The 25,265-nt window shown below is 55.9% G+C and carries 26 protein-coding genes and 1 pseudogene; 5 read left to right on the forward strand and 22 right to left on the reverse strand.

What is annotated here, in order from left to right; all coding sequences use genetic code 11:
• Window positions 1-15: 15 nt before the first annotated feature.
• The 8 genes and pseudogenes from C3432_RS26665 to C3432_RS26700 all read right to left on the reverse strand — a co-directional run.
• Entirely contained in the window at window positions 16-408 is a 393-nt protein-coding gene (locus C3432_RS26665) for an allophanate hydrolase-related protein (protein ID WP_103780580.1), read from the reverse strand.
• A gap of 18 nt (window positions 409-426) precedes the next feature.
• On the reverse strand, window positions 427-1,386 hold the full coding sequence (locus C3432_RS26670; RefSeq protein ID WP_103780582.1) for a carbamate kinase: 960 nt from the start codon (window positions 1,384-1,386) through the stop codon (window positions 427-429).
• Window positions 1,383-2,804, reverse strand: coding sequence for a YlbE family protein (locus tag C3432_RS26675; protein WP_103780584.1), 1,422 nt, complete (start codon window positions 2,802-2,804; stop codon window positions 1,383-1,385). The genes C3432_RS26670 and C3432_RS26675 overlap by 4 nt, the downstream gene beginning before the upstream one ends.
• Window positions 2,801-4,360, reverse strand: coding sequence for an acyl-CoA synthetase FdrA (gene fdrA / locus C3432_RS26680; RefSeq protein ID WP_103780586.1), 1,560 nt, complete (start codon window positions 4,358-4,360; stop codon window positions 2,801-2,803). Before fdrA ends, C3432_RS26675 begins: the two co-directional genes overlap by 4 nt.
• 90 nt (window positions 4,361-4,450) lie before the next feature.
• Window positions 4,451-5,311, reverse strand: a complete 861-nt coding sequence (locus C3432_RS26685; RefSeq protein WP_103780588.1) for a DUF2877 domain-containing protein — start codon at window positions 5,309-5,311, stop codon at window positions 4,451-4,453.
• A 4-nt stretch (window positions 5,312-5,315) separates the two neighbouring features.
• Window positions 5,316-5,984, reverse strand: coding sequence for a cysteine hydrolase family protein (locus tag C3432_RS26690; protein WP_103780590.1), 669 nt, complete (start codon window positions 5,982-5,984; stop codon window positions 5,316-5,318).
• Between the two features lie 266 nt (window positions 5,985-6,250).
• Window positions 6,251-6,466, reverse strand: coding sequence for a Tn3 family transposase (locus C3432_RS26695; protein WP_103780592.1), 216 nt, complete (start codon window positions 6,464-6,466; stop codon window positions 6,251-6,253).
• A pseudogene (locus tag C3432_RS26700) lies at window positions 6,462-7,411 on the reverse strand (DUF4158 domain-containing protein); the annotation flags it as partial. The pseudogene C3432_RS26700 and the gene C3432_RS26695, both read right to left, overlap by 5 nt.
• Window positions 7,412-7,559: 148 nt before the next feature.
• Here C3432_RS26700 and C3432_RS26705 point away from each other — a divergent pair.
• The 4 genes from C3432_RS26705 (at window position 7,560) to C3432_RS26725 (ending at window position 9,905) form a co-directional block, all read left to right on the forward strand.
• The gene (locus C3432_RS26705) at window positions 7,560-8,135 is read left to right on the forward strand and encodes a recombinase family protein (RefSeq protein WP_103780594.1); all 576 of its coding nucleotides are present in this window, start codon (window positions 7,560-7,562) and stop codon (window positions 8,133-8,135) included.
• A gap of 36 nt (window positions 8,136-8,171) precedes the next feature.
• Window positions 8,172-8,864, forward strand: a complete 693-nt coding sequence (locus C3432_RS26710; RefSeq protein ID WP_103780596.1) for a hypothetical protein — start codon at window positions 8,172-8,174, stop codon at window positions 8,862-8,864.
• Between the two features lie 232 nt (window positions 8,865-9,096).
• Window positions 9,097-9,576, forward strand: a complete 480-nt coding sequence (locus tag C3432_RS26720; RefSeq protein ID WP_103780600.1) for an Hcp family type VI secretion system effector — start codon at window positions 9,097-9,099, stop codon at window positions 9,574-9,576.
• A gap of 56 nt (window positions 9,577-9,632) precedes the next feature.
• Entirely contained in the window at window positions 9,633-9,905 is a 273-nt protein-coding gene (locus tag C3432_RS26725) for an arylsulfatase regulator (RefSeq protein ID WP_103780602.1), read from the forward strand.
• A gap of 94 nt (window positions 9,906-9,999) precedes the next feature.
• Here the strand turns inward: C3432_RS26725 and C3432_RS26730 are convergent, their stop codons facing one another.
• Window positions 10,000-10,809: a dienelactone hydrolase family protein gene (locus tag C3432_RS26730; RefSeq protein WP_103780604.1), complete on the reverse strand. Its 810-nt coding sequence runs from the start codon at window positions 10,807-10,809 to the stop codon at window positions 10,000-10,002.
• A gap of 249 nt (window positions 10,810-11,058) precedes the next feature.
• Between C3432_RS26730 and udp the strand changes: the two genes are divergently transcribed.
• On the forward strand, window positions 11,059-11,820 hold the full coding sequence (udp, locus tag C3432_RS26735; protein ID WP_103780606.1) for a uridine phosphorylase: 762 nt from the start codon (window positions 11,059-11,061) through the stop codon (window positions 11,818-11,820).
• 129 nt (window positions 11,821-11,949) lie between these two features.
• Here udp and C3432_RS26740 read toward each other — a convergent pair whose 3' ends face one another.
• The 13 genes from C3432_RS26740 to citC form a co-directional block, all read right to left on the reverse strand.
• Window positions 11,950-12,798 carry a fumarylacetoacetate hydrolase family protein gene (locus C3432_RS26740; RefSeq protein WP_103780608.1) on the reverse strand — a complete coding sequence of 283 codons (849 nt, stop codon included), beginning with the start codon at window positions 12,796-12,798 and terminating at the stop codon, window positions 11,950-11,952.
• A 273-nt stretch (window positions 12,799-13,071) separates the two neighbouring features.
• Window positions 13,072-13,263 (reverse strand): hypothetical protein, encoded by a 192-nt coding sequence (locus C3432_RS26750; protein WP_103780610.1) that lies wholly within the window; start codon window positions 13,261-13,263, stop codon window positions 13,072-13,074.
• 47 nt (window positions 13,264-13,310) lie between these two features.
• Window positions 13,311-13,940: a hypothetical protein gene (locus C3432_RS26755; protein WP_103780613.1), complete on the reverse strand. Its 630-nt coding sequence runs from the start codon at window positions 13,938-13,940 to the stop codon at window positions 13,311-13,313.
• Window positions 13,941-13,992: 52 nt separating this feature from the next.
• On the reverse strand, window positions 13,993-15,294 hold the full coding sequence (locus C3432_RS26760; protein WP_103780616.1) for an oxaloacetate decarboxylase subunit beta: 1,302 nt from the start codon (window positions 15,292-15,294) through the stop codon (window positions 13,993-13,995).
• Window positions 15,295-15,306: 12 nt separating this feature from the next.
• Window positions 15,307-17,061, reverse strand: coding sequence for a sodium-extruding oxaloacetate decarboxylase subunit alpha (gene oadA / locus C3432_RS26765; protein WP_103780619.1), 1,755 nt, complete (start codon window positions 17,059-17,061; stop codon window positions 15,307-15,309).
• Between the two features lie 15 nt (window positions 17,062-17,076).
• Window positions 17,077-17,322, reverse strand: a complete 246-nt coding sequence (locus tag C3432_RS26770; RefSeq protein WP_103780621.1) for an oxaloacetate decarboxylase subunit gamma — start codon at window positions 17,320-17,322, stop codon at window positions 17,077-17,079.
• A 127-nt stretch (window positions 17,323-17,449) separates the two neighbouring features.
• Window positions 17,450-20,047, reverse strand: coding sequence for a bifunctional aconitate hydratase 2/2-methylisocitrate dehydratase (acnB, locus tag C3432_RS26775; RefSeq protein ID WP_103780623.1), 2,598 nt, complete (start codon window positions 20,045-20,047; stop codon window positions 17,450-17,452).
• Complete coding sequence (gene citG / locus C3432_RS26780; RefSeq protein ID WP_103780626.1) at window positions 20,041-20,940, reverse strand: triphosphoribosyl-dephospho-CoA synthase CitG; 900 nt, start codon at window positions 20,938-20,940, stop codon at window positions 20,041-20,043. Before citG ends, acnB begins: the two co-directional genes overlap by 7 nt.
• Window positions 20,921-21,466 (reverse strand): citrate lyase holo-[acyl-carrier protein] synthase, encoded by a 546-nt coding sequence (gene citX, locus C3432_RS26785; RefSeq protein WP_103780628.1) that lies wholly within the window; start codon window positions 21,464-21,466, stop codon window positions 20,921-20,923. Before citX ends, citG begins: the two co-directional genes overlap by 20 nt.
• 3 nt (window positions 21,467-21,469) lie before the next feature.
• A complete protein-coding gene (citF, locus tag C3432_RS26790) occupies window positions 21,470-22,957 on the reverse strand; it encodes a citrate lyase subunit alpha (protein ID WP_103780630.1) in 1,488 nt (495 codons plus the stop codon).
• Window positions 22,958-22,960: 3 nt separating this feature from the next.
• Complete coding sequence (citE, locus tag C3432_RS26795; protein WP_103780632.1) at window positions 22,961-23,857, reverse strand: citrate (pro-3S)-lyase subunit beta; 897 nt, start codon at window positions 23,855-23,857, stop codon at window positions 22,961-22,963.
• Window positions 23,854-24,153: a citrate lyase acyl carrier protein gene (gene citD, locus C3432_RS26800; protein ID WP_103780634.1), complete on the reverse strand. Its 300-nt coding sequence runs from the start codon at window positions 24,151-24,153 to the stop codon at window positions 23,854-23,856. Before citD ends, citE begins: the two co-directional genes overlap by 4 nt.
• Entirely contained in the window at window positions 24,150-25,217 is a 1,068-nt protein-coding gene (gene citC / locus C3432_RS26805) for a [citrate (pro-3S)-lyase] ligase (RefSeq protein ID WP_103780636.1), read from the reverse strand. Before citC ends, citD begins: the two co-directional genes overlap by 4 nt.
• Window positions 25,218-25,265: the final 48 nt, after the last annotated feature.

Here is a 25,265-nt window from a genome sequence, read left to right on the forward strand (position 1 = left end):
CTCTGTTAATGCGCATTACACGGTATGAAAATGACCTGTGTATGTGCGCCAGCTTCCCGGTTCGGTAATTTCCCGTTGTCCTTCTGTTAGCCAGTTTTCCGCCAGTACGCCCAGAACTTCACTGCCGTCCTCGAGTTTGACCTTGCCTATTGCCAGCCCGGCGGGCTCGCTCAGCAGTAGCTCAGCAAAACTGGCCAGCGGTAACCGCCATATTTCCAGCGCGACGTGCGAGCCGCCCTCTGTCACGCGGATCATGCCTGGATGGCGGTCATTGATGCTCCACAAACGGTAGTGAGCGTCAGTGCGGTCTTCACGGACAAAGATCCCGCCTGCTTTTTGCATATTTTTATTGAGTTCCAGGCCGCGCATCAGGGTTCCGTTGACGGCCAGTAGAGTGGTAGTTGTCATCCTGTTCTCCAAAAAAAGCTAAAGGGTTATCCATGTGCCGTTCTGATGGGCCAGCGCAGATTTGATAGCTTGCGGGCTGGTGATCAGACCGCGGGCATTTTTCCCCTGCTGTCGGCTGGCATTCATGAAATCGAGAATCGCCTCAACTTTGGGCTGCATACTGCCGACGCCAAACTGTCCTTCCCGCAAGAGTTTCTGGGCCTGCGCGATGCTGAGCGTGTCCAGCCATTGTTGTTGCGGCGTACCGAAATGAATCGCTACTTTTTCCACGCCGGTAGGGATAATCAGCAAATCCGCCTCCAGCTGGCTGGCAAGCAGCGCGGAAGCGAGATCTTTATCAACCACCGCCTCAACACCTTGCAGCTGTTGCTGCGCATCGCGCACAACGGGGATCCCGCCGCCGCCGCAGGCGATGACGATATAGCCTTGTCGTACCAACTGCGTGATGGTGTCTCGCTCGATGATTTCCAGCGGTTTTGGCGAAGGAACGGTGCGCCGCCAGCCGCGTCCTGCGTCTTCCATTAGCGTCCAGCCCAGCTGCTGCTGGCGTTCTCGTGCGGTGCTTTCATCCAGAAATGCGCCGATGGGCTTACCCGGATTAGCAAAGGCATCGTCATGCTGGCTGACCAGCGTCTGCGTGATGAGCGTCACCACCGGCTTATGGATACCCCGGCGCACCAGCTCGTTATGCAGCGCTTTCTGGAACATATAGCCGATAGCGCCCTGAGTATCTCCGACCGCATAATCCAGCGGGACCGGAGAGACTTCCCTGCTTGCTAACTCGGAGCGACGCAAGATAAAGCCTACCTGCGGGCCATTTCCATGAGTCAATACCAGGTCCCATCCCGCCTCGACCATGTCGGTAATGTGCCTGACGCTCTCTGTTACGGCCTCGTACTGATCGGGAATACTGTTGCGCCGATCGTCCTGAATCAGCGCGTTGCCGCCCACGGCAACGACAGCCAGAGGTTTGTTCATGATGTCTCTCCGCTTGCGACGGTTTGCGCCAGTGTGGCAATGGCATCAACAAAACAGCGCATTGGGGCAGTTGTAATCCCCGCGCCAATCTGACCGACACCGGCCTGTTTATGGGCAATACCGGTATTAATGATCGGTAAAATGCCCCGGTCGGCTACCTTACGCGCATCAATTCCTGCCGCCGTCGGGGCGAAATTGAGCGCTGGCAGCGTAAATGCCGGGTTGCCGCCGAACGTGATTGCCTGCATGAGTCTGCTGTTATTGGTGGCATCCGTTGGTGTTCCACCGACAAATTTCACAATCGCCGGGGACGAGGCCATCGCAAAACCGCCAACGCCTGCGGTTTCGGTAATCGCGCTGTCACCGAGATCGGCCGCTGCGTCATCCACGCCGTAGCCGGGGAAAAATAACCCTTCCACGGCATTGGCCGGCGCCTGAAACCACTGGTCGCCCGTACCCGAAAGACGAATGCCAAAATTCACGCCGTTACGGGCCATGACGGTAACCAGGGAGCTGAAGGGGACACTGGCGGCAGCGTCCATCATTGCTTTGCAGGCCGCCATCGAAAGGTTAAGGAAGAAGTGATCGTTACCGGTAACAAAGGTCACCGCTCGCTGCACATGTTCCGGAGGCAGCTTACAGGACAGCAGTGCAGGCAGCAGACGCTTGATAAGCAGACCTGTCGCGGCGGCATTTCGGTTGTGAACTTCGTCGCCCATATGCAGCGCCTGGGCCATCAGCGGTTTCAACTCCAGCTCACCAAGTTGAATGACTGCCGCTTTCAGTGCCGGAGCCAGTTCGTCGCGCATCCAGGATAAGCGGTTGAGCACTTCATCGTTGTTTGCGCCGAAACGTAATACCTTGCCCAGCCCTTCGTTAAAATTGCTGAAGGTGCGCTGACCGTTGGTTTTGTTCTTAATCACCCATAGTGGCATCGACGGACTGATAATTCCCGCCATTGGCCCGACGGCGTGATAGTGGTGGCACGGTTCAAGGTCGACTTCTCCCGCCACTATGCGGCATTCCGCCTCTTCGTGAGTGGAGGCCCAACCTTCGAACAGCATCGCGCCGACGATGGCGCCTTTCACCGGGCCGCACATGTTTTCCCAGGCGATTGGTGGCCCGGAATGGAGAATAAGCTTACGCTCAGCCATTGCCGGAATCGCCTCGTGGGCCTGCATCACATCGACCAGTACCGGTTGGGCGCTAAGGTAGCGTTCCATGGCAATTTTATTCGCCTGCTCAACCTGTGGATGACGTAATAAAAAGGCGAGTTCCAGACCGACATTCACATTTCCCTGTGCGGGCGGCTGCCAGCTCAGCGCTATCGCTTCGCCGCCGACTTTCTGAATATTGCTGGCGAAGCTCTGTAACCCGGCGTTTACGACTTTAAGCGGCTGCTTAAACAAGGTATTCATGCGCTTGCTCCCTTTTTCTGAATCTGAATTTGCGCCACGATACTGGCCCATTGCGCCGCCTGGGCATTGCAGTCAGCGATAATGATCCCCGCTTCCTGTAAAGCACTGACCTGACGGCTTCTTTGCTGCGGGTCGTTCTCTGTTCCGCAAACGTGGGCAATCAGCAGGGGAGCTTGCCGTGGGTCAATCCGGGCAAGCTGTTCGAGTAATTCGGCTGCCGGTGCTTCTGATGCACCGTAGCCCAGCACCAGATCGAACAGGGCAACGGCAGTCTGAGGATCGTTGAGTTCAGCGAGCAGGCGCTGATTGCGTAGCGTCGGGTCGATCATGGGATGTGGCTTACCCCGGGTAAAATCGTCATCACCCATGTCTATCAGCGTGTGACTGTGACTTTGCCAGATACTGGTGAGCTTATGGTTGCCTGACACGGGTGTGTTTGACGCGGCGGTAAAACCGTGTTGCTGACAAATAAGTTGCGCCTCATAGCAGAAGGTTCCTCCGGCAAACACGCCGCGGATCGCCTGGCGGGTTGGGGACAGGCGCTGACTGGCTTGTTGCAGCGCATTAAGAGCCTGCTGTGAAGGCTGAGATTTCGTCTCCGACAATGCGCGTTTGTTGAGCAATGCGACGGCAAGGTCGGCGGCGCTGGCAAGGGTCGTCGCTGCGGTTACGTTTGGTCGCGTGACGGTTTGCGGGTCGGCCCCGAGGAAATTAACGACGACCGGTTTGCCAGCAGATTGCGCCAGTTGCAGAATTCGTTCGGCTACCGCAGGGGAAGGCGGTTTGGAGATCAGCACAATGACATGGGTCGCTTCGTCTTCTGCCAGGGATTGCAAGCCAGACAGCATTGAGATCCCGCCGATATCTTCGCTGAGATCGTGGCCGCCTGTGCCGAGTGCCTGAGAGATCCCGGCACCCAGCTGGTCAATGCGGCAGGTGACCTCCTGTATTCCTGTGCCGGAGGCGCCCACGACGCCGATATGGCCGCGGTTAACCACGTTAGCGAAACCTAAAGGGATGCCGTTAATAATGGCGGTTCCACAATCGGGTCCCATAACAAGGCGGTGACGTTCGCGAGCGAGGATTTTGATCGCTTTTTCTTGCTCAATGCTCACGTTATCGCTGAAGATCATGACATTCAGGCCAAGATTAAGCGCTTTAATCGCTTCTGCTGCGGCATAGTCGCCAGGCACTGAAATCAGCGCCAGATTGGCGTCGGGGTCTTTCTCCAGCGCCATTTCTATGCTCACTAAATCCGGTGCTTTGATGCCATCGTCGCCTTCTTCTTCCGGCTTATTGGTCAGCTTGTGTTCTGCGATGTCCAGCGCTTCGGCGCAGATGTCATCTTCTCCCATCACCGCAATGACCAGGTCGTTTGGTCCTGCTTTCACATCATCGCCAAGCCCTGCATCACGAAGCTGCTCAAGATTGGTTGATGTTCCCATAACCACTGAGGCCTGCTGAATGCCAGGCAGCGCGCTAATTTGCGCGGAAATCTGCATCAGAGATACGGAATCCTGATAGAGGTTGCTGAAAACTTTATGCTTTACTTTCATTTGGTTAAGTCCATCTTTTATCACCCGAACCCAGAATTTGGGTACAGAGAATCCGCGTAGCGATGCGCGCTACGAGAACCTTTTATTCATTTAATGGTGTGCGTTCAGTGTTCTCATGCCGTGAAGTAAACCGGCGAGGCAGTCGACGCCTGATGTCGCACCAAATTGCATGACCTGTTCTGCACAGGCGATAACCGTTGTTGTCGGCGCGTCAGCATTAAGCTGTTTGAGCAACTCGCAGATGAGTTGCGAAAAATGTCCCCGCAGTGCGCCACGTAAATAATGCTGGCTGATGTCCGTAGTGTGCGGCAGCTGCCGTTCAATAGCCTGTTGTAACCTGGCGTAGTGAGCCGCAAGCATCGGTGGCAGCTTCCATAGCCAAAGCGCAGCCAGATAACCCAGGAGATAGTCATCACCATCCGGCGTTAACCCCTTACCGTAGCCAATCAACCGGGGTACCTGATCTTCAAGCTGTTTCGGTGACTCCTGTGGCCTTAAACCCTGATGCAGGATATTCCCCTGCCACTGCAACGCGCTTCCAACCTTATGCTCAAGGCAAAACAGCAGCAGTTGAGCATCCAGCGTCTTGTAGTGACGCTGAGGCCACAAACCTGTTTTCGGATCCCGCGAAGCACGCCGGAGCTGGGGTTGCCACACCGTGGCCCTGTTCAGGTCTATACGAAAGCGCTGGGCTATCACTACGCCATGGGTTAACCGAACTGGCCCGCAGCCTGCGGTTTCACGCCGCCAGTCCCACTGCTCTGGCAGCATGACCCGTGCTGCATCCGGCAGATTTTGGTACTTCTTTGCGCACAGCAGCGTAAGGTGCGTTCCCTCTTCCGAGCGCAGGTTCAGGGCATGTTGAAAGGCACTGTGAACCTGCAAAACGTGCCGCTCTTTCGCCGGGAAGAGATACCCTAACGAAAGCGCAGAGAGCGCCGCCGGCGTCATGACGTCAGCCTTTCAGCCCTGCAATAATGGCATCAGCGTGACTCACCCAACCGAAAATTGCGCCCTGAGCTTTGATCATCTCCAGCGCATACTTCTGGAATTCCGGAAAGTAGGAACCCACACAATCTTCAGGGATGATGCATTCATAGCCGCGATCGTTGGCTTCCCGTACCGTCGTCGTCACGCATACTTCAGTTGTAACGCCGCAGACAATCAGGGTTTTGATGGCGTGATTTTGCAAAATCAGATGCAGATCGGTCTGATAAAACGCGCCTTTGCCGGGCTTGTCGATAACCGGCTCGCCCGCGACGGGGTACAATTCAGGGATAATGTCGTGACCTGCTTCACCTCGTACCAGGATGCGTCCCATGGGGCCGGCTTCACCGATAAAGGTTTTACCGCCGCGGGTGAGTTTCGCCGCCGGGCAGTCGCTAAGGTCGGCACGGTGTCCTTCACGAGTATGAATCACCAGTAAGCCTTTATCCCGTGCGGCGGCCAGAACCTCTTTGCAGGGTTCAATTGCGCTTCGAACCAACGAGACATCGTTCCCTAATGCTTCACCAAAACCACCGGCCTCGACAAAATCACGTTGCATATCGATCATCACCAGCGCGGTGGTTTGCGGATCAAAAGGCAGAGCGAAAGGTTGGGCCTGAAAAGTGTGTTGCGTCATGATCTATCTCCTGTTCACAGAATAAGCAATTCGCTGGGGCTATGACTGAGTATTCAGGAGAATAGCGACGTTAAACAGAAAAATAGTTTGGCGCTGAGCAACGAAAATTTTGCATTCGACAGGCAGGGTAACGGCAAATGTGAAGGCGGTCATAACACCGTCTTTAGCAGCAAAAAAATTGATGCTGTGGGTCGATGTGATTAAAAAAATGGTTGCAAGAGTGTGATGCAATACGGGGTTCTACGCCGGAACCGCCGAAATTTCCGTTATCCCAGTTTTAGCCCGGCAACCAGCGCATCCAGGTCAATAATTTCATTATTGTTCTGAAAGGTATAATGCCCGTTCAGCAAAATGTGCTGCCAGGCCACCGGCGATATCCGGGTCAGAGCCTCAATGCCCCTTTCGTTACCTTCGGCTTCCAGTCGTTCCAGTAATCGTGACAGGATCGCGGAGTTATAATAAACAATCGCGTTGGAGATCATCCTCAAGCTGTTTCATATGGAAAAACATCGCATCCACCAGGTTGTCACTGAACTGGCGATAGCGAACCCAGGCATAACACAGCAGGTAAAGGCGGGTCTGCTCCGGCTTCAGGTTGCGAAGATCGTAAACGGTATAGAAATTTGCCAGACTGGCGTAGTACAGCAGGTTTTGCTGCGAAATATTCAGTGTCGGCATGTCACAGGCTTTATGGTGCAGCGGCTCCAGGATAGCCCGCTTTTCCCGTTCGTGGACCATCTGGCGCCAGCCAAAGTCACGTGCATCCTGCCTGAGGACCGCGAGCCGGGAAAGGGTATCATCACGTTCAGTCAGTTTGTTCAGGTCAGCAATAGTTGCATCATCAAGCTGTTCCGTCAGTATACGCCCCAGCCGCTACCTTTCTTCAGAAAGAACCCGGCTCACCAGATCCTGAAGCGTGGTATAACCGGGCCGGATAATTTTATGTTCGTTGAGCCAGATAATCAGCTCCGTGGCAACAAAACCGGGGGTTACATCCCTGTGTACAATGTGGGCGGCCTGCTGTTCAAGCTGTGAAGACAGCGAAGATGACCACGGGCGGTAACCAAACAGTGTGCATATTTTTTCGCGCTGAGCATAGCGTTCGTGCTTAGTGAGAGGCTGATCCTGAAGTGACTCCCCCTGGAAATAACGGCTCAGAACAAAGTTGCTGTCGTCCTTAACATCATTCCATCCGAAGCGGAAAAACAGGTGTTTAGCTTTAAAGTAAGCGATCTGAAGGATGCAATAAACTTGAGCATGAAGCCCCTGACGACTACAGGCCAGCGCCAGTTCAGACTCATTCAGCGCCAGGAACTCCAGCCGCTGTTCATCATCGAAATCGGGAAGGCCATACAGTGCTCCTGCTCGGCACTATTTAAAATCGCCAGTCGTTCGCTTTTGCCTGTCACTTTGCCGCGCGTTGTCATCCTGACCCCGATTAATCATGTCCGTAAGAGGATCGTTCTGCGGACAGTAAAATTTGAATTTGCGCTTCAGATAAAATCACTGCTGACGTTGTCTCATATCACTGGTACGATATCAATCTCTTTGACGGCCCCTTATACGTACATATTTATGACTGAAATTCGCATTGGCTATGCCCGGTGTTCAACTGACCGCCAGGATCTGGCTGCACAGCAGGAAGTCCTGGTCAGCCTGGGCGTCTCCCCGGACCGGATTTATACGGATAAGGGATTGACCGGTTCAAATCGCCAGCGCCCCGGACTGGATCAGGCGCTGGCGGCCGTTCGTCAGGGAGACACGCTGGTCGTACCTAAGCTGGGCAGGCTTGCCCGTTCAGTTCCTGATGCCTGGGAAATTGCCGATGCACTACAGGCACGTGGTGTGAAACTGGCTCTCGGTACAAGCATCTATGACCCGGCAGACCCGATGGGCAAAATGTTCTTCAACGTGTTAGCGACCTTTGCAGAGTTTGAAGGTGACCTGATACGCCTGCGTACTCGCGAAGGGATGGCTATCGCCAGGGCAAAAGGGAAACTGCGGGGGAAGCAGCCGAAGCTTTCAGATAAGCAGCAAAAAGAGCTTTGCAGGATGCACGGAAGCGGCGAGTACTCAATCAGCGATTTGGCTGAATTATTTTCCGTTTCTCGACCAACTGTTTACCGGACGCTTTCACGTGGGAAAAAATGAAAAACTGGATCTAATGAAAATAAGCAAGGAGCATTTATGTACGGCAACAATGAAATTATCAGTTATTTACAGGCAAATAAGATTCTTGCGTTAAAACTCGACCACGCATTAACGGGCGTAGGAAAGGCTGTATCAAATCAGATTGAAACGATCGGCGCAGGTGCAACGCGTGCACTTTATTATACATCCTGCTTTACTGATGAATACCAGGACGTATGTCAGCAGCAAAAGTCTGAAGACATTCGGTTCAAAAATGGTGTTATTTATCTTCTTCGGCATGGCAACGTTGCGTATGACATGCTAAAAATATATTTTGAGGAAATATTTAAATATAAAACATCAGAACAGCTTGAACGTATTAAACAGATGCTTATGGCTGTTAATATCCATATTGCCGCAAGCTCACTCACAAACATGGGATTTGCTTTAGCAACGGCATCATTTGTTGCTGCAGGCATGAATCTAAGCCTTGAACTCAGTGCCCTGGTAGGGCGAAGAACGGGACAGGTTGTTGGGGCTATTGGCTTATATGGTGTTGTGCAAAAAGCAGCAGATAGTGCGCGTCGTCTTCATATTACTCATCCAGAGTACTACTCATCGCTATATGCTCAAGAGCTGGAAATGATGTATTTCCTGATAGAGCCATTGTTTGAATGGGCTGGGGCGTTTAAAGCCCAATGGGTATCGGATGATGAAATTGCAGACATTATAACCAGGATGATTCGATAACCATGATGAATCTTGTCAAAAGGTTTTTCAGGCGGATGTTCAGGTCACTGGTTTCGATGTATGGCCCGGCCGTACTGACAATCATATTCGCTTTAGTTCAGGGGGTGTTATTCCCAGATAGCCCAATCTGGCTTATCCCTTTATTTTTTGTGTTTGTGATGATTGTTTTATCTATATATGAGATTGTAAATTTCAAACGTTAAATTATCGTAAGTTTTTATAAGGGAATAATATGTCTACTCCCGCTCATTTATGGCTTGAAGATGAAAATGGATCGCCGATTGTTGGCAGTTGTTTAATGCCCCTGCGTTTGGGTTCCATCGAATTAAAATCATTTTCGCATGGCGTAACCATTCCAGTAGATCCCAGTTGGGGCAAACTTACAGGAACGCGCGTTCATAGCCCGATCACGATAGTGAAAGAGTTTGATCAGACAACACCACTCCTGTACCGCGCTGTCTGCGAAGGCCGGACCATGAAAAAGGCGACAATCAAGATGTACCATATTCTGGAATCAGGCATCGAGGCAGAGTATTTCAATATCATTCTTGAAAACGTCAAGTTCACAACAGTTGCGCCGTATCTGGCTCCTAACGGTATGAGTAGCACCCACCTTGAAACGCTCGAATTGCGTTATGAGGCGATCACCTGGAAGTATACGGAAGGAAATATCATCTATCGTGATTCATGGAACGATCGTTGCTGCGCCTGATAACTAGGGGCATCAGAGGAGGCAAATACCTCCTCTGGCACTAACGAGGAGAGAAAATGGTCGACTTAACTGCTGAACAACGACAGCTGGCGAAGATAGTTCATGATTATGCCTGTCGGTTTCCTCTGACAGAAAATGGTGATGCTCAATTATTGCAGGGCTGTTATGACTATATGGATGCCTTTAAACGGGTGATGGACAGCGCCTCAAAAGTCCAGATGGACTACATTTGCCTTCAATACCCTGGATATTTTCGCTTTGCAAAATGGATGGAAAGGCTGGCTCAGGGTATTGCTGATGGAGTCATTGAGGTACCGAAAGATCACTAAAAACAACGGACCGGAAATTTCGGCGGTTCCGGCGTAGAACCCCAATACGCTTATTTCTCGCCGGGATGCCCTGACCGGAGCCAGGGCCAGCAACTTATTTCTTACTACCGTACTGCGCAAACCACGCCAGCATTCTCTGCCAGCCATCCCGGGCGGACTCTTCGTGATAACTCGGGCGATAGTCGGCATTAAAGGCATGACCCGCATCGGGATAAACAACGATTTCTGCTTTGGCATTGGCGGCGCGCAGCGCCTGGCGCATGGTTTCGACGGTGTCCTGTGGAATGCTGTGATCCTGGCCGCCATATAACCCTAAGACTGGGGCGTTCAGATCGGTGGCGATATCAACGGGCTGTTTTGGTGAATTCAACGTCTTATCGCCCACCAGTTTTCCGTACCATGCCACGGCGGCTTTTAACTGCGGATTGTGCGCGGCATATAGCCAGGTGATACGCCCGCCCCAGCAAAAACCGGTTACCATCAGACGGTGAGCATCGCCGCCGTTGCGGGAGGCCCAACTGGCGACGTGGTCCAGATCGGCCAGTACCTGGGTATCGGGCACTTTAGCGACCAGGCCGCTTAACAGCGTTGGAATATCGGCAAAATCGTTAGGATCACCTTCGCGGAAATAGAGTTCCGGCGCAATCGCCAGATATCCCTCCAGCGCCAGACGGCGGCACACGTCGCGAATATGTTCATGCACGCCAAAAATTTCCTGCACTACAATGACCACGGGAAGCGGGCCTTCGCTGTTTTTCGCACGCGCGTGGTAAGCGGGCATATCATCGCCCTGTGAAGGAATAGAGGTAATGCCTGCGACAATGGCGTCGTCCGGTGTGTGAACGGTGGATGAGGCCAGGGGGGAAGCCGCAGGTGCAAAGCCAGATTGTGGTGTTGTTGTCATGGTATTCTCCGTACCCTTATGAAAATAGCGCAATGTTAACTATAGACAGCGTCTGACAAATCACATTGCCCTAAGCTGCTTATCTTTTATGCAATGGCAATCTTTAATTGTGATTTGAGTCACTATATGGCGGTAAATCTATGCAAGTTATTTACATCATGGTGATGGGTGTCACGAAATTATCTTTATTCCTTCGGTAAAGTGTCTTTTTGCTTCTTCTGACAAAACCGATTCACAGAGGAGTTTTATATGTCCAAGTCTGATGTTTTTCATCTCGGCCTCACTAAAAACGATTTACAAGGGGCTACGCTTGCCATCGTCCCTGGCGATCCGGAGCGTGTGGAAAAGATCGCTTCGCTGATGGATAAGCCGGTTAAGCTGGCAGCCCATCGCGAATTCACCACATGGCGTGCTGAGCTGGACGGTAAAGCTGTGATTGTTTGCTCTACCGGTATCGGCGGCCCCTCCACCTCTATTGCTGTAGAGGAACTGGCGCAACTGGGAATTCGTACCTTCCTGCGTATCGGTACTACGGGGGCAATTCAGCCGCACATTAATGTTGGTGATGTACTGGTGACCACCGCATCTGTTCGTCTGGACGGCGCGAGCCTGCACTTTGCACCGATGGAATTTCCGGCAGTGGCGGACTTCGAATGTACCACCGCGCTGGTTGAAGCGGCGAAATCAGTGGGTGCGACCACTCACGTAGGGGTCACCGCCTCTTCAGACACCTTCTATCCAGGCCAGGAGCGTTACGACACCTTCTCCGGACGCGTGGTGAGCCGTTTCAAAGGCTCCATGGAAGAGTGGCAGGCGATGGGCGTAATGAACTACGAAATGGAATCCGCCACCCTGCTGACCATGTGCGCAAGCCAGGGTCTGCGCGCGGGGATGGTTGCGGGAGTCATCGTCAACCGCACCCAGCAGGAGATTCCGAACGCCGAAACGATGAAGCAAACCGAAAGCCACGCGGTGAAAATTGTGGTAGAAGCGGCCCGCCGCCTGCTGTAATTTCCCCTGTGTCTGAGGGGCCGTTGGCCCCTCAGACTGCTGACAAACGACGTCGCGCTCGTTTGCCGGATGACGTCAAAAGTGATTTATCCGGCCTGCGAAACACCGTGTTTTCAGCATATTCGGACTTTAACTATCGCGTTTTACTTCCTCCGCCACGGTATTGATCAAACAGCCAATCTGCTCAATCTCGACTTCCGTGATATCGCCGGGTTTGAGAAACAGCGGCGGCTGGCGTTTTTTACCGACGCCGCCCGGTGAGCCGGTCAGAATAACGTCTCCTGGCTGCAACGGACAGAACGCGCTGATATAGGCAATGAGTTCAGGGATCGTGCGCACCATATGTGCCGTGTTGTCTTCCTGCACAACCTTGCCGTTTAGCCGGGTGATAATATTCAGCGTTTGCGGATCGGCAAGTTCGTCTGCCGTCACCATCCACGGACCGAAACTGCCCGTCGATGGCCAGTTTTTCCCGGCGGTAAACCATGCGTGCTGCCAGTCGCGTACCGATCCATCCATATAGCAGCTGTACCCGGCGACGTGCTCCAGCGCCGCGCTGGTGGGAATATGACGTCCGGCTTTGCCGATAATGACCGCCAGTTCGCCTTCATAATCGAACTGCTCGCTGAGGTGTGGTTTTATCAGCGGACAGCGATGACCGGTCTGCGAGTCGGCAAAGCGGATAAACAGCGTCGGAGCGGGGCTTTCCTCATTAAACTCCTCGCGCTTTGCCTGGTAGTTCATGCCGACGCACAGGATCTTTTGCGGGTCGGGGATCACCGGAAGAAATGTCACTTCATCGAGAGCATAATCCGCAGAGCGGTCGTAAAGTCGTGGGTGATCGATATCACCCAAATGCGCCAGGAAATATTTTAATGAAGAATAGTGGGGAAAGCGCTTTTTCAAATCGATAATCCCGTCCTCAATGATAATCCCATAATGCTGAACATGATTAATAGAAAAACTGGCTAACTTCATTTTCTGCTCTCTTGATAAAAAGCCTGATGACATAAATTTATCCGGTAACATACACTTATCGACTGTCCCATCAGGCTATTTTGCTTGCCATTTTGAACCTGGGCAGTGCTCGAAATCCTCATGTACTACGTGTACGCTCCGGGTTCAAACTTATGTTTATTGCCTTTAATGTAATCACCCCAGACAACCAGTACTGGAATATTTTTCAACTGGCTCAGAACGGCGGCCCCGGATAAATTTCCGGATATTTCGCCCATGAGGCGCGGCCACGCTCTACCGCATCGCTGATATAAACGTCGTGTCCGGCGGTAACCCTTTTAATTCCACTTTCTCGCTGCCGGTATGAAATCCACCGATAGATTTAATCGTTAATGATGCAGAGGCCAGGTTGACTGAGAGAGCCAATACAGCCAGCAGGCTTATTTTTAAAAAATATGCGCCATTTTTTTTGCCAGAGTCATTCATAATTATTCTCCATTTAATAATGATGTAGCAGGGGGACTGCGTAATATTTAATTCATGAAGAGTTGACCTTTCGGCAGACAGGCCAGGAGTGCGGTGATAAATAATATTTCTTCAAGACCCGCAAAGCTAAAACCGCGGGCAGCCAGGTTATCATCCAGTATCTTAAATTCACGGTTTCCTTCCTCGCCCAATACGCCGCCTTTCCACAATAAACGCTGCGCCTGATCCTGAACCCAGCCTTCTTTGCTTTTCCAGGCGAGGATATGCAGTAAGGTTTGCGGCAACGCGATAGCCTCGCTATGGCCGTCGCGGATCAGGCGACAATACACGGGTAATGTTACGCTACGGATGATTTCTGTTGCGGGTATCGGCGGCCAGTGTGGGTGGCGGCGAACAAAACGGGCAGCGCAGTCGCAGATCTGGTGTTGCGTGAGCGGCTCTTTTTTCGCCATCATGGTTCCCATCGTCCTGGCAAAAATTTCACTTATCGGGAGCGGCGGCGCGTCATCTACCGGTGCGAATTCGTGTTCTCCGTCCTCAAACGCGGCCAACAGATGTGATTCCGCCAGCGTCTCACCGCCGTTATTAAGCAGCGTTAAGGTGGGGGTGAGTGCGGACAGATGCGCCAGTGCGCTGCGGACAGCGTCCATTATTTGTGCCGTGGTTGTGCTTTCCATTCTTTTTTCCTTATTTGTAAAGGGGGGCTAATCGCCGCCCCGGATCCGGTCATTACAGGGCGGTGATGTATTTGAGCATCACGCCAGCGGCGATAGCGGAACCAATCACCCCGGCGACGTTTGGCCCCATCGCATGCATCAGCAGGAAGTTTTGTCCGTCCGCTCCCAGACCCACTTTGTTTGATACCCGCGCCGCCATCGGCACCGCCGAGACGCCTGCGGAGCCGATGAGCGGGTTAATCGGATTACGGCTGAAGAGGTTCATCAGCTTCGCCATCAGTACCCCCATCGCCGTGCCGATAGCGAAGGCGATCACCCCCAGCAGCAAAATGCCCAGCGTCTGCGGTTGCAGAAACTTGTCCGCCACCAGCTTGCTCCCCACCGACAGGCCGAGGAAAATGGTCACGATATTGATCAGCCCGTTCTGCACCGTGTCGCTCAGCCGTTCGACCACGCCGCTTTCACGCATCAGGTTGCCGAAGCAGAACATGCCCAGCAGCGGCGCAGCGTCCGGCAGCAGCAGCGCCACCAGCAACAGCAGCAGTACCGGAAACAGCATCTTTTCCCGCTTGCTGACCGCACGAAGCTGTACCATGCGGATTTTTCGTTCTTTCTCGCTGGTCAGCAGCTTCATGATTGGCGGCTGAATCAGCGGCACCAGCGCCATATAGGAATACGCCGCCACCGCAATCGCCCCGAGCAGCTCCGGTGCCAGCTTACCGGAGAGGTAGATCGCCGTCGGACCGTCCGCCCCGCCGATAATGCCGATGGAGGCGGCCTGCGGCAGAGTGAAGTGGATGATCCCTAAGTAATTCAGGGCCAGCGCGCCGATCACCGTGGCGAAGATGCCGAACTGCGCTGCCGCCCCCAGCAGCAGAGTGCGCGGGTTGGCGAGCAGCGGACCAAAATCAGTCATTGCGCCGACGCCCATAAAAATCACCAGCGGCGCGACCCCGGAAGCAATCGCCACCTTATAGAACAGGGCCAGCACCCCGGGCGAATAGCCCATATCCACCGCCAGCATTTCCATCTGGTTTTGCACCGACGGCAGCGCCAGAGCCAGCGCCTGCTTAATCGCCGCCACGTCCGCCGCGCAGTTAAGCTTTGCGGCGATTATCGCCAGTTGCCCGGCGTCGTGAGCGGCGAGCAGGCTTTCCAGCGCGGTCATCGCCAGCCCGGCCTGCGGAATGTTAGCCAGCAGGCCGCCGAAGCCAATCGGCAGCAGCAGTAAGGGTTCGAACTTTCTGGCGATGGCGAGCCACAGCAGCAGCAAACTGACCAGCAGCATAATGGCCTGTCCCGCCTGCAGGTGCATCAGCCCCGAACCCTGAATCAGGGCGTTCAGACTTTCCATTTCCATTCTCCGTTACGCCAGTTGCATCAGGGTGTCGCCGACGGCCACCGCATCACCGGCTTTCACCGCGATGGCGCGAACCGTTCCGGCCTGCGCGGCGCGAATTTCGGTTTCCATCTTCATGGCTTCCAGAATCAGCAGTACATCGCCTTCCGCTACGCGCTGGCCGTCGCTGACCACCACCTTCCAGATATTCCCCGCCAGCGGCGCGGCGACGGGCGTCCCGACCCCCGCCGGGACCGCAGCAGCCTGAACCGGCGCGCCGAGCTGGCTGATGTCACCGCCTTCGCTGACCTTCACCACAAAAGCCTGGCCGTCGACTTCAACGGTATAGATGCCAGGAGAGGCTGCGGCCTGCGGTCTGGCGGCAGGCGCGGCGTTTTCCACCTGCGGCAGCGGTTCAAAGGCCGCCGGATTATGGCGGTTTTCGAGGAACTTCAGCCCGATTTGCGGGAACAGCGCCACGGTGAGCACATCGTCAATAGCGTTTTGCGCGAGTGTGATATTTTTCTGCGCCGCCTGGCGCTGCACGTCCGCTTCCAGCCGCACCAGCTCCGGCTGCAGCAAATCCGCCGGACGACAGGTGACGGCGGCGCCACCTTCCAGTACCCGGGTCTGCAACGCGGTGTGGACCGGGGCTGGCGTGCGGCCATATTCACCTTTCAGGATCCCGGCGGTTTCTTTGGCGATAGTTTTGTAACGCTCGCCGGTGAGCACGTTGAGCACCGCCTGGGTGCCAACAATCTGCGAGGTTGGGGTCACCAGCGGGATAAAACCGAGATCATCGCGTACGCGTGGGATTTCCGTCAGCACGGCGTCCAGTTTGTCGACGGCGTTCTGCTGTTTAAGCTGGCCTTCAAGGTTGGTCAGCATCCCGCCAGGCACCTGGGCGACCAGAATTCGGCTGTCGGTGCCTTTCAGCTGGCCTTCAAAGGCGTGATACTTTTTACGCACTTCGCGGAAGTACGCCGCAATGTTCTCCAGTTTGTTGAGATCCAGCCCGGTATCGTGGGGGGTGCCCGCCAGGGTCGCCACCAGCGCTTCGGTAGCCGGATGGCCGTAGGTGCCGCTCATGGAGGAGATCGCGGTGTCCACGCCGTCAACGCCTGCTTCAATGGCTTTCAGCAGCGTCATCTCTGCCATACCGGTGGTGGCGTGGCAATGCAGATGCAGGCGCACGTTGAAGCGCTTCTTGATTTCGCCGATCAGCTCATACGCCGCCTCTGGGGTAAGAATGCCGGACATATCCTTGATAGCGATGGAATCGACGCCGGTTTCCAGTAGCTGCTCGGTCAGATCCAGCCAGGTCTGCAGGGTGTGGACGGGGCTGGTGGTGTAGCTGAGGGTGCCCTGAGCATGTGCGCCGTGGCTGCGTACCGCCTGTAATGCGGTCTGCATATTACGGGGATCGTTCATGGCGTCGAAGACGCGGAACACATCTATGCCGTTTTTGACGGCGCGCTCGACGAAGCGTTCCACCACGTCGTCGGCATAGTGGCGGTAGCCGAGCAGATTCTGCCCGCGCAGCAGCATTTGCAGGGGCGTTTTCGGCATCGCCTTTTTCAGCTCGCGCAGGCGAACCCATGGGTCTTCGCCAAGAAAGCGGATACAGGCGTCAAAGGTGGCCCCGCCCCAGCACTCAAGGGAGCCGTATCCCACGTCGTCAAGACGGGCGGCGACGGGGAGCATATCGTCGAGGCGCAGACGGGTGGCGAACAGCGACTGGTGGGCGTCGCGCAGGACGACGTCAGTAATGGCAACGGTCATGGTTTTCTCCATAAATCAGTAGTGAAGCGAGCGGTGATGGTGCAGGGTGGCGGCAATCACCGGTTTCAGGCGTGCGAAGTCATCTTTAGCCGCGCTGGGGGCAGGCTGAGCAGGCGTCGGGGCTGGCTCCGGGAAAAAGCGGTTCACGGCGACGGACATCCCGCGAATAGCGAAAATCAGGATAAAAAGAAACGCCAGCACAAACCCCATGCCGAGAAACATCAGGGTGACGCCTTCGCTTAAAAGCAAACTATTGTTCATCGCGTACTCTCATAAGGTGCACAGCAACGGCGGTGGGCGGTTTTCTCCGAAGTGGAGAGGCAATCATTCCAGGCCTTCCCTGGCCCTTCGGATACGACTGTTCCACCGTCGCGACTGTGCGTATGGGTTAAATCATTTGCTGAAAAATGACGTTATTGGCTTTCCCGGTGTACTGAGCAAGCTGGCTGAAGTTCAGATAGCGGTAGGTATCCACCGCGGTGTTATCTACCTGTGACACATAGCGCTGATACTCCTCCGGCGTCGGCAGTTTGCCCGTCAGCGCCGCGACCGCCGCCAGCTCTGCTGAGGCCAGATAGACGTTTGCGCCAGTCCCTAAACGGTTCGGGAAGTTGCGCGTTGAGGTTGAAACCACCGTCGCCCCTTCCGCCACTCTCGCCTGGTTGCCCATGCACAGTGAACAGCCGGGGATCTCCACCCGCACACCGCTTTTGCCGAACACGCTGTAGTAGCCCTCTTCGGTCAGCTGCGTCGCGTCCATCCGGGTTGGCGGCGCCATCCACAGACGGGTCGGCAACGTGCCCTGATGGGCGTCCAGCAGTTTGCCCGCCGCGCGGAAGTGGCCGATGTTGGTCATGCAGGAACCGATAAATACTTCGTCGATTTTCTCGCCCTGCACGTCAGAGAGCAGGCGCGCGTCGTCCGGATCGTTCGGCGCGCAGAGGATGGGCTCTTTGATCTCCGCCAGATCGATCTCGATCACCGCCGCGTACTCCGCATCGGCGTCCGCTTCCAGCAGCTCAGGTTCCGCCAGCCATTTCTCCATCTCCTGCACGCGACGTTCCAGCGTGCGGCGATCGCCGTAACCTTCGGCGATCATCCATTTCAGCAGGACAATGTTGGAGTTCAGGTATTCGATAATCGGTTCTTTGTTCAGCCTGATGGTGCAGCCCGCCGCCGAGCGTTCAGCAGAGGCGTCGGTCAGCTCAAACGCCTGCTCCACTTTCAGATCCGGCAGGCCTTCAATTTCCAGGATGCGGCCAGAGAAGATGTTTTTCTTACCTTTCTTCTCAACGGTCAGCAGCCCCTGTCTGATGGCGTACAGCGGAATAGCGTGAACCAGGTCGCGCAGGGTGATGCCCGGCTGCATGTTGCCTTTGAAACGGACAAGCACCGATTCCGGCATATCCAGCGGCATCACGCCGGTGGCGGCAGCGAACGCCACCAGCCCGGAACCCGCCGGGAAGGAGATGCCGACAGGGAAGCGGGTGTGGGAGTCGCCGCCGGTGCCGACGGTATCCGGCAACAGCATCCGGTTCAGCCAGGAGTGAATGACGCCATCGCCCGGGCGCAGCGCCACGCCGCCACGGTTCATCATGAAGTCCGGCAGCGTGTGGTGCATATTGACGTCAACCGGCTTCGGATAGGCTGCCGTGTGGCAGAAGGACTGCATCACCAGATCGGCAGAAAAACCGAGGCACGCCAGGTCTTTCAGCTCGTCACGGGTCATCGGGCCGGTGGTGTCCTGAGAACCGACGGAGGTCATCTTCGGCTCGCAGTACGCCCCCGGACGCACCCCAGGGACGCCGCAGGCGCGACCGACCATCTTCTGCGCCAGCGAGTAGCCACGATTGCTTTCGGCAGCGTCTTTCGCTTTACGGAAAACATCACTGTGCGGCAGACCCAGCGCCTCGCGCGCTTTAGCGGTCAGGTCGCGCCCGATAATCAGCGGAATACGCCCCCCGGCTCGCACTTCGTCGAAGATCACGTCGGTTTTCAGCGTAAAGCTTGCCAGCAGCTCTCCGGTCTGATGGTTGCGCACGTCGCCCTTGTACGGGTAAACGTCGATCACATCGCCCATACTGAGCGTTGAGACGTCCACTTCGATCGGCAGCGCGCCGGCGTCTTCCAGGGTGTTGTAGAAAATTGGCGCGATTTTGCCGCCGAGCACCAGCCCGCCGCGGCGCTTGTTCGGCACGAACGGAATGTCCTCGCCCATAAACCACAGCACCGAGTTGGCGGCGGATTTACGCGAAGAACCGGTTCCGACCACGTCGCCGACGTAAGCCAGAGGGAAACCTTTTTTCGCTAATGCTTCTATCTGTTTAATCGGACCAACGCTGCCTGGCCGATCCGGCTCGATGCCTTCACGGGCGTTTTTCAGCATCGCCAGCGCGTGCAGCGGGATATCCGGTCGCGACCACGCCTCTGGCGCCGGGGAGAGATCGTCGGTGTTGGTTTCACCGGTCACTTTAAACACGGTGACGGTCAGCTTTTCGGCCAGCGGTGGACGGCTGAGGAACCATTCAGCCCCGGCCCAGGAGCGCATTACCTGCTGCGCAAATGGGTTACCCGCTCTGGCTTTTTCTGCCACATCGTGGAAGCTGTCGAACATCAGCAGGGTATGGGAGAGCGCCTTCGCGGCGATGGGGGCCAGTTTTTCGTTATTCAGCGCCTCGATCAGCGGCTGAATATTGTAGCCGCCCTGCATGGTGCCGAGCAGTTCAGTGGCTTTTTCCGGGCTAATCAGCGGGGAGGTCGTTTCACTTCTGGCGACGGCGGCGAGAAAGTCGGCTTTAACGTAAGCGGCTTCGTCAACGCCCGGCGAAACGCGATGTGTCAGCAGATCTAACAGGAACGCCTCTTCGCCCGCGGGTGGGTTCTGTAGCAGCCCGGCGAGCGCGGTCATTTGGCTTGCATCTACAGGTTTGGGCACAACCCCTTTGGCGGCGCGCGCCGCCTGATGTTTACGGTAGTCGTTCAGCACGATAGGCTCCATTGAAAATGAGAAAGATGGGAGAGAAACCAAGTGACGATCAGCAGATCGGCGCTGCCGCCGGGGCTGAGATGGCGTTTGATACACTGGTCATCAAATTGCCGAATGGCGGCAAGGTGCTCGCGATGGGAGGTCGGGACCCTCGCCAGCAACTCTCGCGCGGTGTGCTGTATCCAGTTAAGCCCTGATAAACCGCCGCGTGAAGCAACATTGGTGTCTTTGTTATGGGCTATCAGCACCAGCAGCGTGTTCAGCAGCGCCAGCGAGGGAGGAAGCCCCTCCTTCTGACACTGGCGATAGTGCGGAAGCGCCAGATTACACACCAGCGCGAACCCGGACTCCGCCTCGCCGCGCGCGCCGCTAAGACCCATATTCAGCCACAGGCGTTGCCCCGCGGTTTTCGCCTGCTCTGGCGATAAGATATGTAGCTCGCGCGCGACCAGCCCGCGACAGATTTTCGCCACGGTTTCGCAAAGCGCTTCTGGCTGTTGCGGATGGTGCAACTGGTAGTGGCGACCCAACGCGGCGCAAAGCAGTCCGAGTGAGAAAATGGTGCCTTTATGGGTATTGATGCCTTCTGTGGCGAGGTACATCTCTCTTTCACAGGCCAGCCCTAAAGAGCGCAACCCTGGCAGGATATGGGCTTCCGTCATGCCTGCGGTTTGTGCGCCATACAAAATGAACTTGGGTAGCCACCTGGCGATAGCGCTGGCGCTGCGATGAAAATCCATGAGCGTCATATCTCTGTGCGCGCCATTGTTACGGCGATCCACGAGTCCCGGCTTGGGCGTCAGATTGACTTCCGTCATCATGGCCAGCCAGCCCAGGTGAGCGTAGTGGCTGCAAAATGCAGACAGGGCGGGATTATTGAGGGCAACAAGCATTAATTTGCGCCTCCATCCGGATCAGCAATGTGTCAGTGCTGTGTCTGCGTGTGCGGGCGCATTCGCTGGCCGGGCGTTCGCAAATCAGGCAGCGGCGCGGCGGGGCGGCGAATGTTTGACGCGAAAGCGGACGACCGTCTTTTTTGATGACGTCCAGATCCCATAAGCGCCCCAGCGGGTGGCGCTCTTCCAGCGCCACCAGCGACAGTTTAAGTTGCAGGGCATCGACGTTCAGCGCGATAAGGCCGTAACCGCCAAGCGGCGTGGCGCTGACCTGCTCTGCCAGCAGCGGCCATGCCATGTCGCTAATCAGCTGCTGCAAAGACTGCCAGCCTTCGTTAAAAATACGTCGTGTCAGTACGCTGTCTTTAATTGCGCCTGGCGCCAGCACGCTAAATGAGAGAAGCGGCGTGGCGTGACGGGCAAGCCACAGCTGCTGCTGTAGCTGACGCGCTTCGCGCGCGAGCAGTACCTCATCAAGCGACAGCGCCTGCTGACTGGCGAGCCGGGAAGGCAGTAATGTCATTACTCAGTCCTTCACCTGATAAACAGTATCAATGACTGAACCGTCCCGGTAACGCACGATGGCGACCGGATTGTCGGTAAAGGCGACAGGATTGGCTTCACCGGTCAGCTGCCGGGCGCGGTCGCGTAGCCACTCGATAGTGACCAGCTCGATCCCCGCCTGCCGGAGTCGCTGCGCCAGTTCCGGGTTCGCCGGATTCACCACCACGCCGTGATCCGTCACCAGCACGCTGATGTCGGAACCGGGGGTGATGCGCGTCAGCACCTTATCGACGACGGTCGGGAGGCGTCCGCGCACCAGCGGCGCGACAATAATCGACAGCGCCGCGCTGGCGGCGGTATCGCAATGCCCGCCGGAGGCACCGCGCAGCACGCCATCAGAGCCGGTCAGCACGTTGACGTTAAATTCGGTATCGATCTCCAGCGCGCTGAGAACCACCACGTCCAGCCGATCGACGGCGGCACCTTTGGAACTGAAATTGGCGTACTCGTTGGCGCTGATCTCAATATGACCGGCGTTGCGCGCCAGCGACTGCGCCGCGCAGCGATCAAAACTCTGCACGTCCAGCAGGCTGCGAATGTAGCCCGCTTCATACAGATCGACGATAGTGGCGGTGATACCGCCCAGGGCGAACGAGGCGCGGATATTACGCCGCCGCATTTTCTCGCCGAGAAAGCGCGTAACCGCCAGCGACGCGCCGCCGCTGCCGGTTTGCAGAGAGAAGCCGTCGCGGAAATAACCGGAAGCCTCAATTACCCGCGCGGCGTTTTGCGCAATCAATAATTCGCGCGGGTTAGAGGTCAGGCGGGTGGCGTCAGCGCCGATTTTTTCCGCATCGCCCACCTGCCCGACCTGCACGATAAGGTCAACCTGATCCTGATGCAGGCTGGCGGGATGCGCAGGGTAAGGTTTGACGGCTTCCGTCAGCAGGATGACGCTGCGGGCATACTGCGCATCGACCATTGCGTAGCCCAGCGAGCCGCAGCAGGCTTTGCCTTCGCTACCGCTGGCGTTGCCGTGTTCATCACAGACCGGCACGCCGAGGAATGCGACGTCAATGTTGAGTTCGCCGCTTTTAACCAGATGCACGCGCCCGCCGTGCGAGTGGATCTGCACCGGGGTCGTCATCAGGCCGTGAGAGATCGCCTCTGCCAGCGGGCCGCGCAACCCGGAGGTGTAAATCCGGCTGATAACGCCGTTGTGGATATGTTCGATCAGCGGCGCGTGGCAGGTGGTCAGTGAGCTGGAAGCCAGCGTCAGGTGCTTAAAGCCCATCGCGGCGAGCGTGTCGATAACCTGATTCACGGTGAGATCGCCGCCGCGAAACGCGTGATGGAAAGAAATGGTCATCCCATCCTGTAAGCCGCTACGGCGGACGGCCTCTTCCAGCGAAGCGCACCGTTTGCCCTGCTGCGCCTTTTGGCGGCGCTGCTGCTGTTTGTTGTGTTCCTGGAATAGCGGATAGTGTGGTGTCGAGTTCATCATGTTCATACCTTATTCTTCCCGGATACCGGAAACGTCTGCGAGGGAGAGCACCCGACGCGCGCGGGCAATGACCGGGCTGTCGATCATCTTGCCGTTGAGGGAAACCACGCCCAGTCCGGCCTGCTCAGCGGCGTCTGCCGCATCGACAATGCGTTGCGCCTGTTCGACATCCTTGCAGGTGGGGGCGTACAGAGAATGCAGCAGGGCTATCTGGCGTGGATTGATCAGCGATTTGCCGTCAAAACCGAGCTGTTTGATATGCGCCGCTTCCTGCAAAAAGCCGGCTTCGTTATTGGCGTCGGAATAGACGGTATCGAAAGCCTGGATCCCTGCGGCGCGCGCGGCCTGCAGGATAGTGCAGCGGGCAAACAGCAGCTCGATGCCGTCGGCTGAGCGTTCTGTACGTAAATCGCGGACGTAATCCTCCGCGCCAAGCGCAATACCGATCAGCCGCGGCGAGGCGCTGGCGATGGCGGCGGCGTTAATGATGCCCTGGGCGGATTCGATGGCGGCGAGCAGGCCGGTGCTGCCAGGGGCGCGGCCACATTCGCGTTCAATGCGTGAAATCTCGTTGGCCATCGCCACGACGTCGTCAGCGCTGTCGGTTTTAGGCAGGCGAACGATATCGACGCCTGCACTGACCACCGCGTCGAGATCGGCGAGCCCCCATTCGGAGTCCAGTGGGTTAACGCGAACGATGGTTTCGATATCGCGATACAGCGGGTGTTGCAGCGCGTAATGGACCAGCAGCCGTGCGGCGTCTTTTTCACGCAGCGCCACGGCATCTTCCAGATCGAACATCAGCGCATCGGCGGGATAGATAAACGCATTGCTGACCATTGCGGCGTTGGCACCGGGGATAAACAGCATACTGCGACGAAGGCGTGGTTGGTGGGCGTGGTTCATTGCGCTTCTCCTGTTGTTACTGGCAGGGGGAAGCCCGCTCTTACCAGGGCGCACATCAGGCGGGCGCGCAGTACGCAATCCAGTGCGCCCTTGTCTTCGACAGCGACGTCAATGCCGGTAATGTGATGGTCTGTCAGAACGTTGTGGACGGTGGCGCGGATCGCGTCGCCAAACTGCTTTTCTACGCTGCTGGCGATGACGATAGCGACGGATTGCGCATCAGGCGCTGGCGTGATGCGTACCAGAACATCGCTGGATTCCAGCGTTCCGGCTATGGCGGGGATAATTGTGTTCATAACGTACCTGTACTCGTGAGTTTTTTGTCGCACGCCGTCGCCACTGAGGAGGCGGGTCGACGGCGTTGTAAATAGCGAAGCGTGGCTGGGGGCACGAGCGGCGCGACAGCGGCGAGATCGCCCTGGTTAAACAGCGCCCGGACGGTGGATGCCGAGATGGCGCGCTTCTGGTGCATCAGGCGCGGTATCTCCACCCATTCAATTCTGGCGAAGGGAAGCGTCGGCGTGGTCAGCCAGTGGCGCATTTCCTGGTTATACGCTGCCGTCAGCGGGCAAAACGGTTCGCTGCCGACAAAGCGATGGGTAATGCCCAGGGCGGGCGCCAGATATTGGCGAAACAGGGTAATGTCGATTTCGGCGTGGCAGTGCCGGACGACAGCGCTCTCCTTCAGAAAATAGGCCGGGAAGGTGGCGCGGGAGATGACATACTGCGAACCGGGGTGGATCGTCAGTTTATCGATCCCGGCGGAGGCTTCGCGCACCAGGCGCAGCCTGTCCTCGAAAGGAAATGTGGATTTGTCTTCGTTGACCAGAAAAACGTGCAGCCAGTCGCACTGTGCGGCGGCGTAGCGGATGAGGTGCAAGTGTCCCAGCGTACAGGGGTTGGCGTTCATCACGATAGCCCCGATTTTTTTACCGGGGCGGCGTAATAAAGCCAGCTGCCCGGTATAGCGAGCGAGCTGCGTGCTGTTTTCCATAAAAATCATTACGCCGGGAATATGCACCAGCGTGGTGAAGCCGCAGGAGCGAAATGCTTTTTCGTTTTCCGGCTTTGTGTAAACAAATAAATCACGGCGGCCTTTTTCAAAAGCCAGATAAATTAATTCAGTGATTAGGCGTAATAATATTCCTGCTCCGCGTAGCGAAGGCGTAATGGCGACACATTTAATAATATTGCCATCAAGCCCACCGCAGGCGATTAATTGATTACGCTGATATAGCGTAACAAATTCGCTGATTCCGGAATCAATTTGCAATCCATTTTTATGAAGGAATAATGCCAGCTGATTAACGCGATCCTGTTGGGTCGCGTTAATATACATAACGTCGATGTCAGTAAACATTTCTTATCCTTAGAGCCAGACTCATCAGGTTATCGTCTGACGGGCAGG

The organism is Citrobacter amalonaticus, assembly GCF_002918555.1.
Classification (GTDB): Bacteria; Pseudomonadota; Gammaproteobacteria; order Enterobacterales; family Enterobacteriaceae; genus Citrobacter_C; species Citrobacter_C amalonaticus_A.

Bases quoted from the DNA above. Each gene is read 5' to 3' on its own strand.
- C3432_RS26665 (WP_103780580.1), bottom strand. From the start codon at position 408: ATGACAACTACCACTCTACTGGCCGTCAACGGAACCCTGATGCGCGGC.
- C3432_RS26670 (WP_103780582.1), bottom strand. From the start codon at position 1,386: ATGAACAAACCTCTGGCTGTCGTTGCCGTGGGCGGCAACGCGCTGATT.
- C3432_RS26675 (WP_103780584.1), bottom strand. From the start codon at position 2,804: ATGAATACCTTGTTTAAGCAGCCGCTTAAAGTCGTAAACGCCGGGTTA.
- fdrA (WP_103780586.1), bottom strand. From the start codon at position 4,360: ATGAAAGTAAAGCATAAAGTTTTCAGCAACCTCTATCAGGATTCCGTA.
- C3432_RS26685 (WP_103780588.1), bottom strand. From the start codon at position 5,311: ATGACGCCGGCGGCGCTCTCTGCGCTTTCGTTAGGGTATCTCTTCCCG.
- C3432_RS26690 (WP_103780590.1), bottom strand. From the start codon at position 5,984: ATGACGCAACACACTTTTCAGGCCCAACCTTTCGCTCTGCCTTTTGAT.
- C3432_RS26695 (WP_103780592.1), bottom strand. From the start codon at position 6,466: ATGATCTCCAACGCGATTGTTTATTATAACTCCGCGATCCTGTCACGA.
- C3432_RS26705 (WP_103780594.1), top strand. From the start codon at position 7,560: ATGACTGAAATTCGCATTGGCTATGCCCGGTGTTCAACTGACCGCCAG.
- C3432_RS26710 (WP_103780596.1), top strand. From the start codon at position 8,172: ATGTACGGCAACAATGAAATTATCAGTTATTTACAGGCAAATAAGATT.
- C3432_RS26720 (WP_103780600.1), top strand. From the start codon at position 9,097: ATGTCTACTCCCGCTCATTTATGGCTTGAAGATGAAAATGGATCGCCG.
- C3432_RS26725 (WP_103780602.1), top strand. From the start codon at position 9,633: ATGGTCGACTTAACTGCTGAACAACGACAGCTGGCGAAGATAGTTCAT.
- C3432_RS26730 (WP_103780604.1), bottom strand. From the start codon at position 10,809: ATGACAACAACACCACAATCTGGCTTTGCACCTGCGGCTTCCCCCCTG.
- udp (WP_103780606.1), top strand. From the start codon at position 11,059: ATGTCCAAGTCTGATGTTTTTCATCTCGGCCTCACTAAAAACGATTTA.
- C3432_RS26740 (WP_103780608.1), bottom strand. From the start codon at position 12,798: ATGAAGTTAGCCAGTTTTTCTATTAATCATGTTCAGCATTATGGGATT.
- C3432_RS26750 (WP_103780610.1), bottom strand. From the start codon at position 13,263: ATGAATGACTCTGGCAAAAAAAATGGCGCATATTTTTTAAAAATAAGC.
- C3432_RS26755 (WP_103780613.1), bottom strand. From the start codon at position 13,940: ATGGAAAGCACAACCACGGCACAAATAATGGACGCTGTCCGCAGCGCA.
- C3432_RS26760 (WP_103780616.1), bottom strand. From the start codon at position 15,294: ATGGAAAGTCTGAACGCCCTGATTCAGGGTTCGGGGCTGATGCACCTG.
- oadA (WP_103780619.1), bottom strand. From the start codon at position 17,061: ATGACCGTTGCCATTACTGACGTCGTCCTGCGCGACGCCCACCAGTCG.
- C3432_RS26770 (WP_103780621.1), bottom strand. From the start codon at position 17,322: ATGAACAATAGTTTGCTTTTAAGCGAAGGCGTCACCCTGATGTTTCTC.
- citG (WP_103780626.1), bottom strand. From the start codon at position 20,940: ATGCTTGTTGCCCTCAATAATCCCGCCCTGTCTGCATTTTGCAGCCAC.
- citX (WP_103780628.1), bottom strand. From the start codon at position 21,466: ATGACATTACTGCCTTCCCGGCTCGCCAGTCAGCAGGCGCTGTCGCTT.
- citF (WP_103780630.1), bottom strand. From the start codon at position 22,957: ATGAACATGATGAACTCGACACCACACTATCCGCTATTCCAGGAACAC.
- citE (WP_103780632.1), bottom strand. From the start codon at position 23,857: ATGAACCACGCCCACCAACCACGCCTTCGTCGCAGTATGCTGTTTATC.
- citD (WP_103780634.1), bottom strand. From the start codon at position 24,153: ATGAACACAATTATCCCCGCCATAGCCGGAACGCTGGAATCCAGCGAT.
- citC (WP_103780636.1), bottom strand. From the start codon at position 25,217: ATGTTTACTGACATCGACGTTATGTATATTAACGCGACCCAACAGGAT.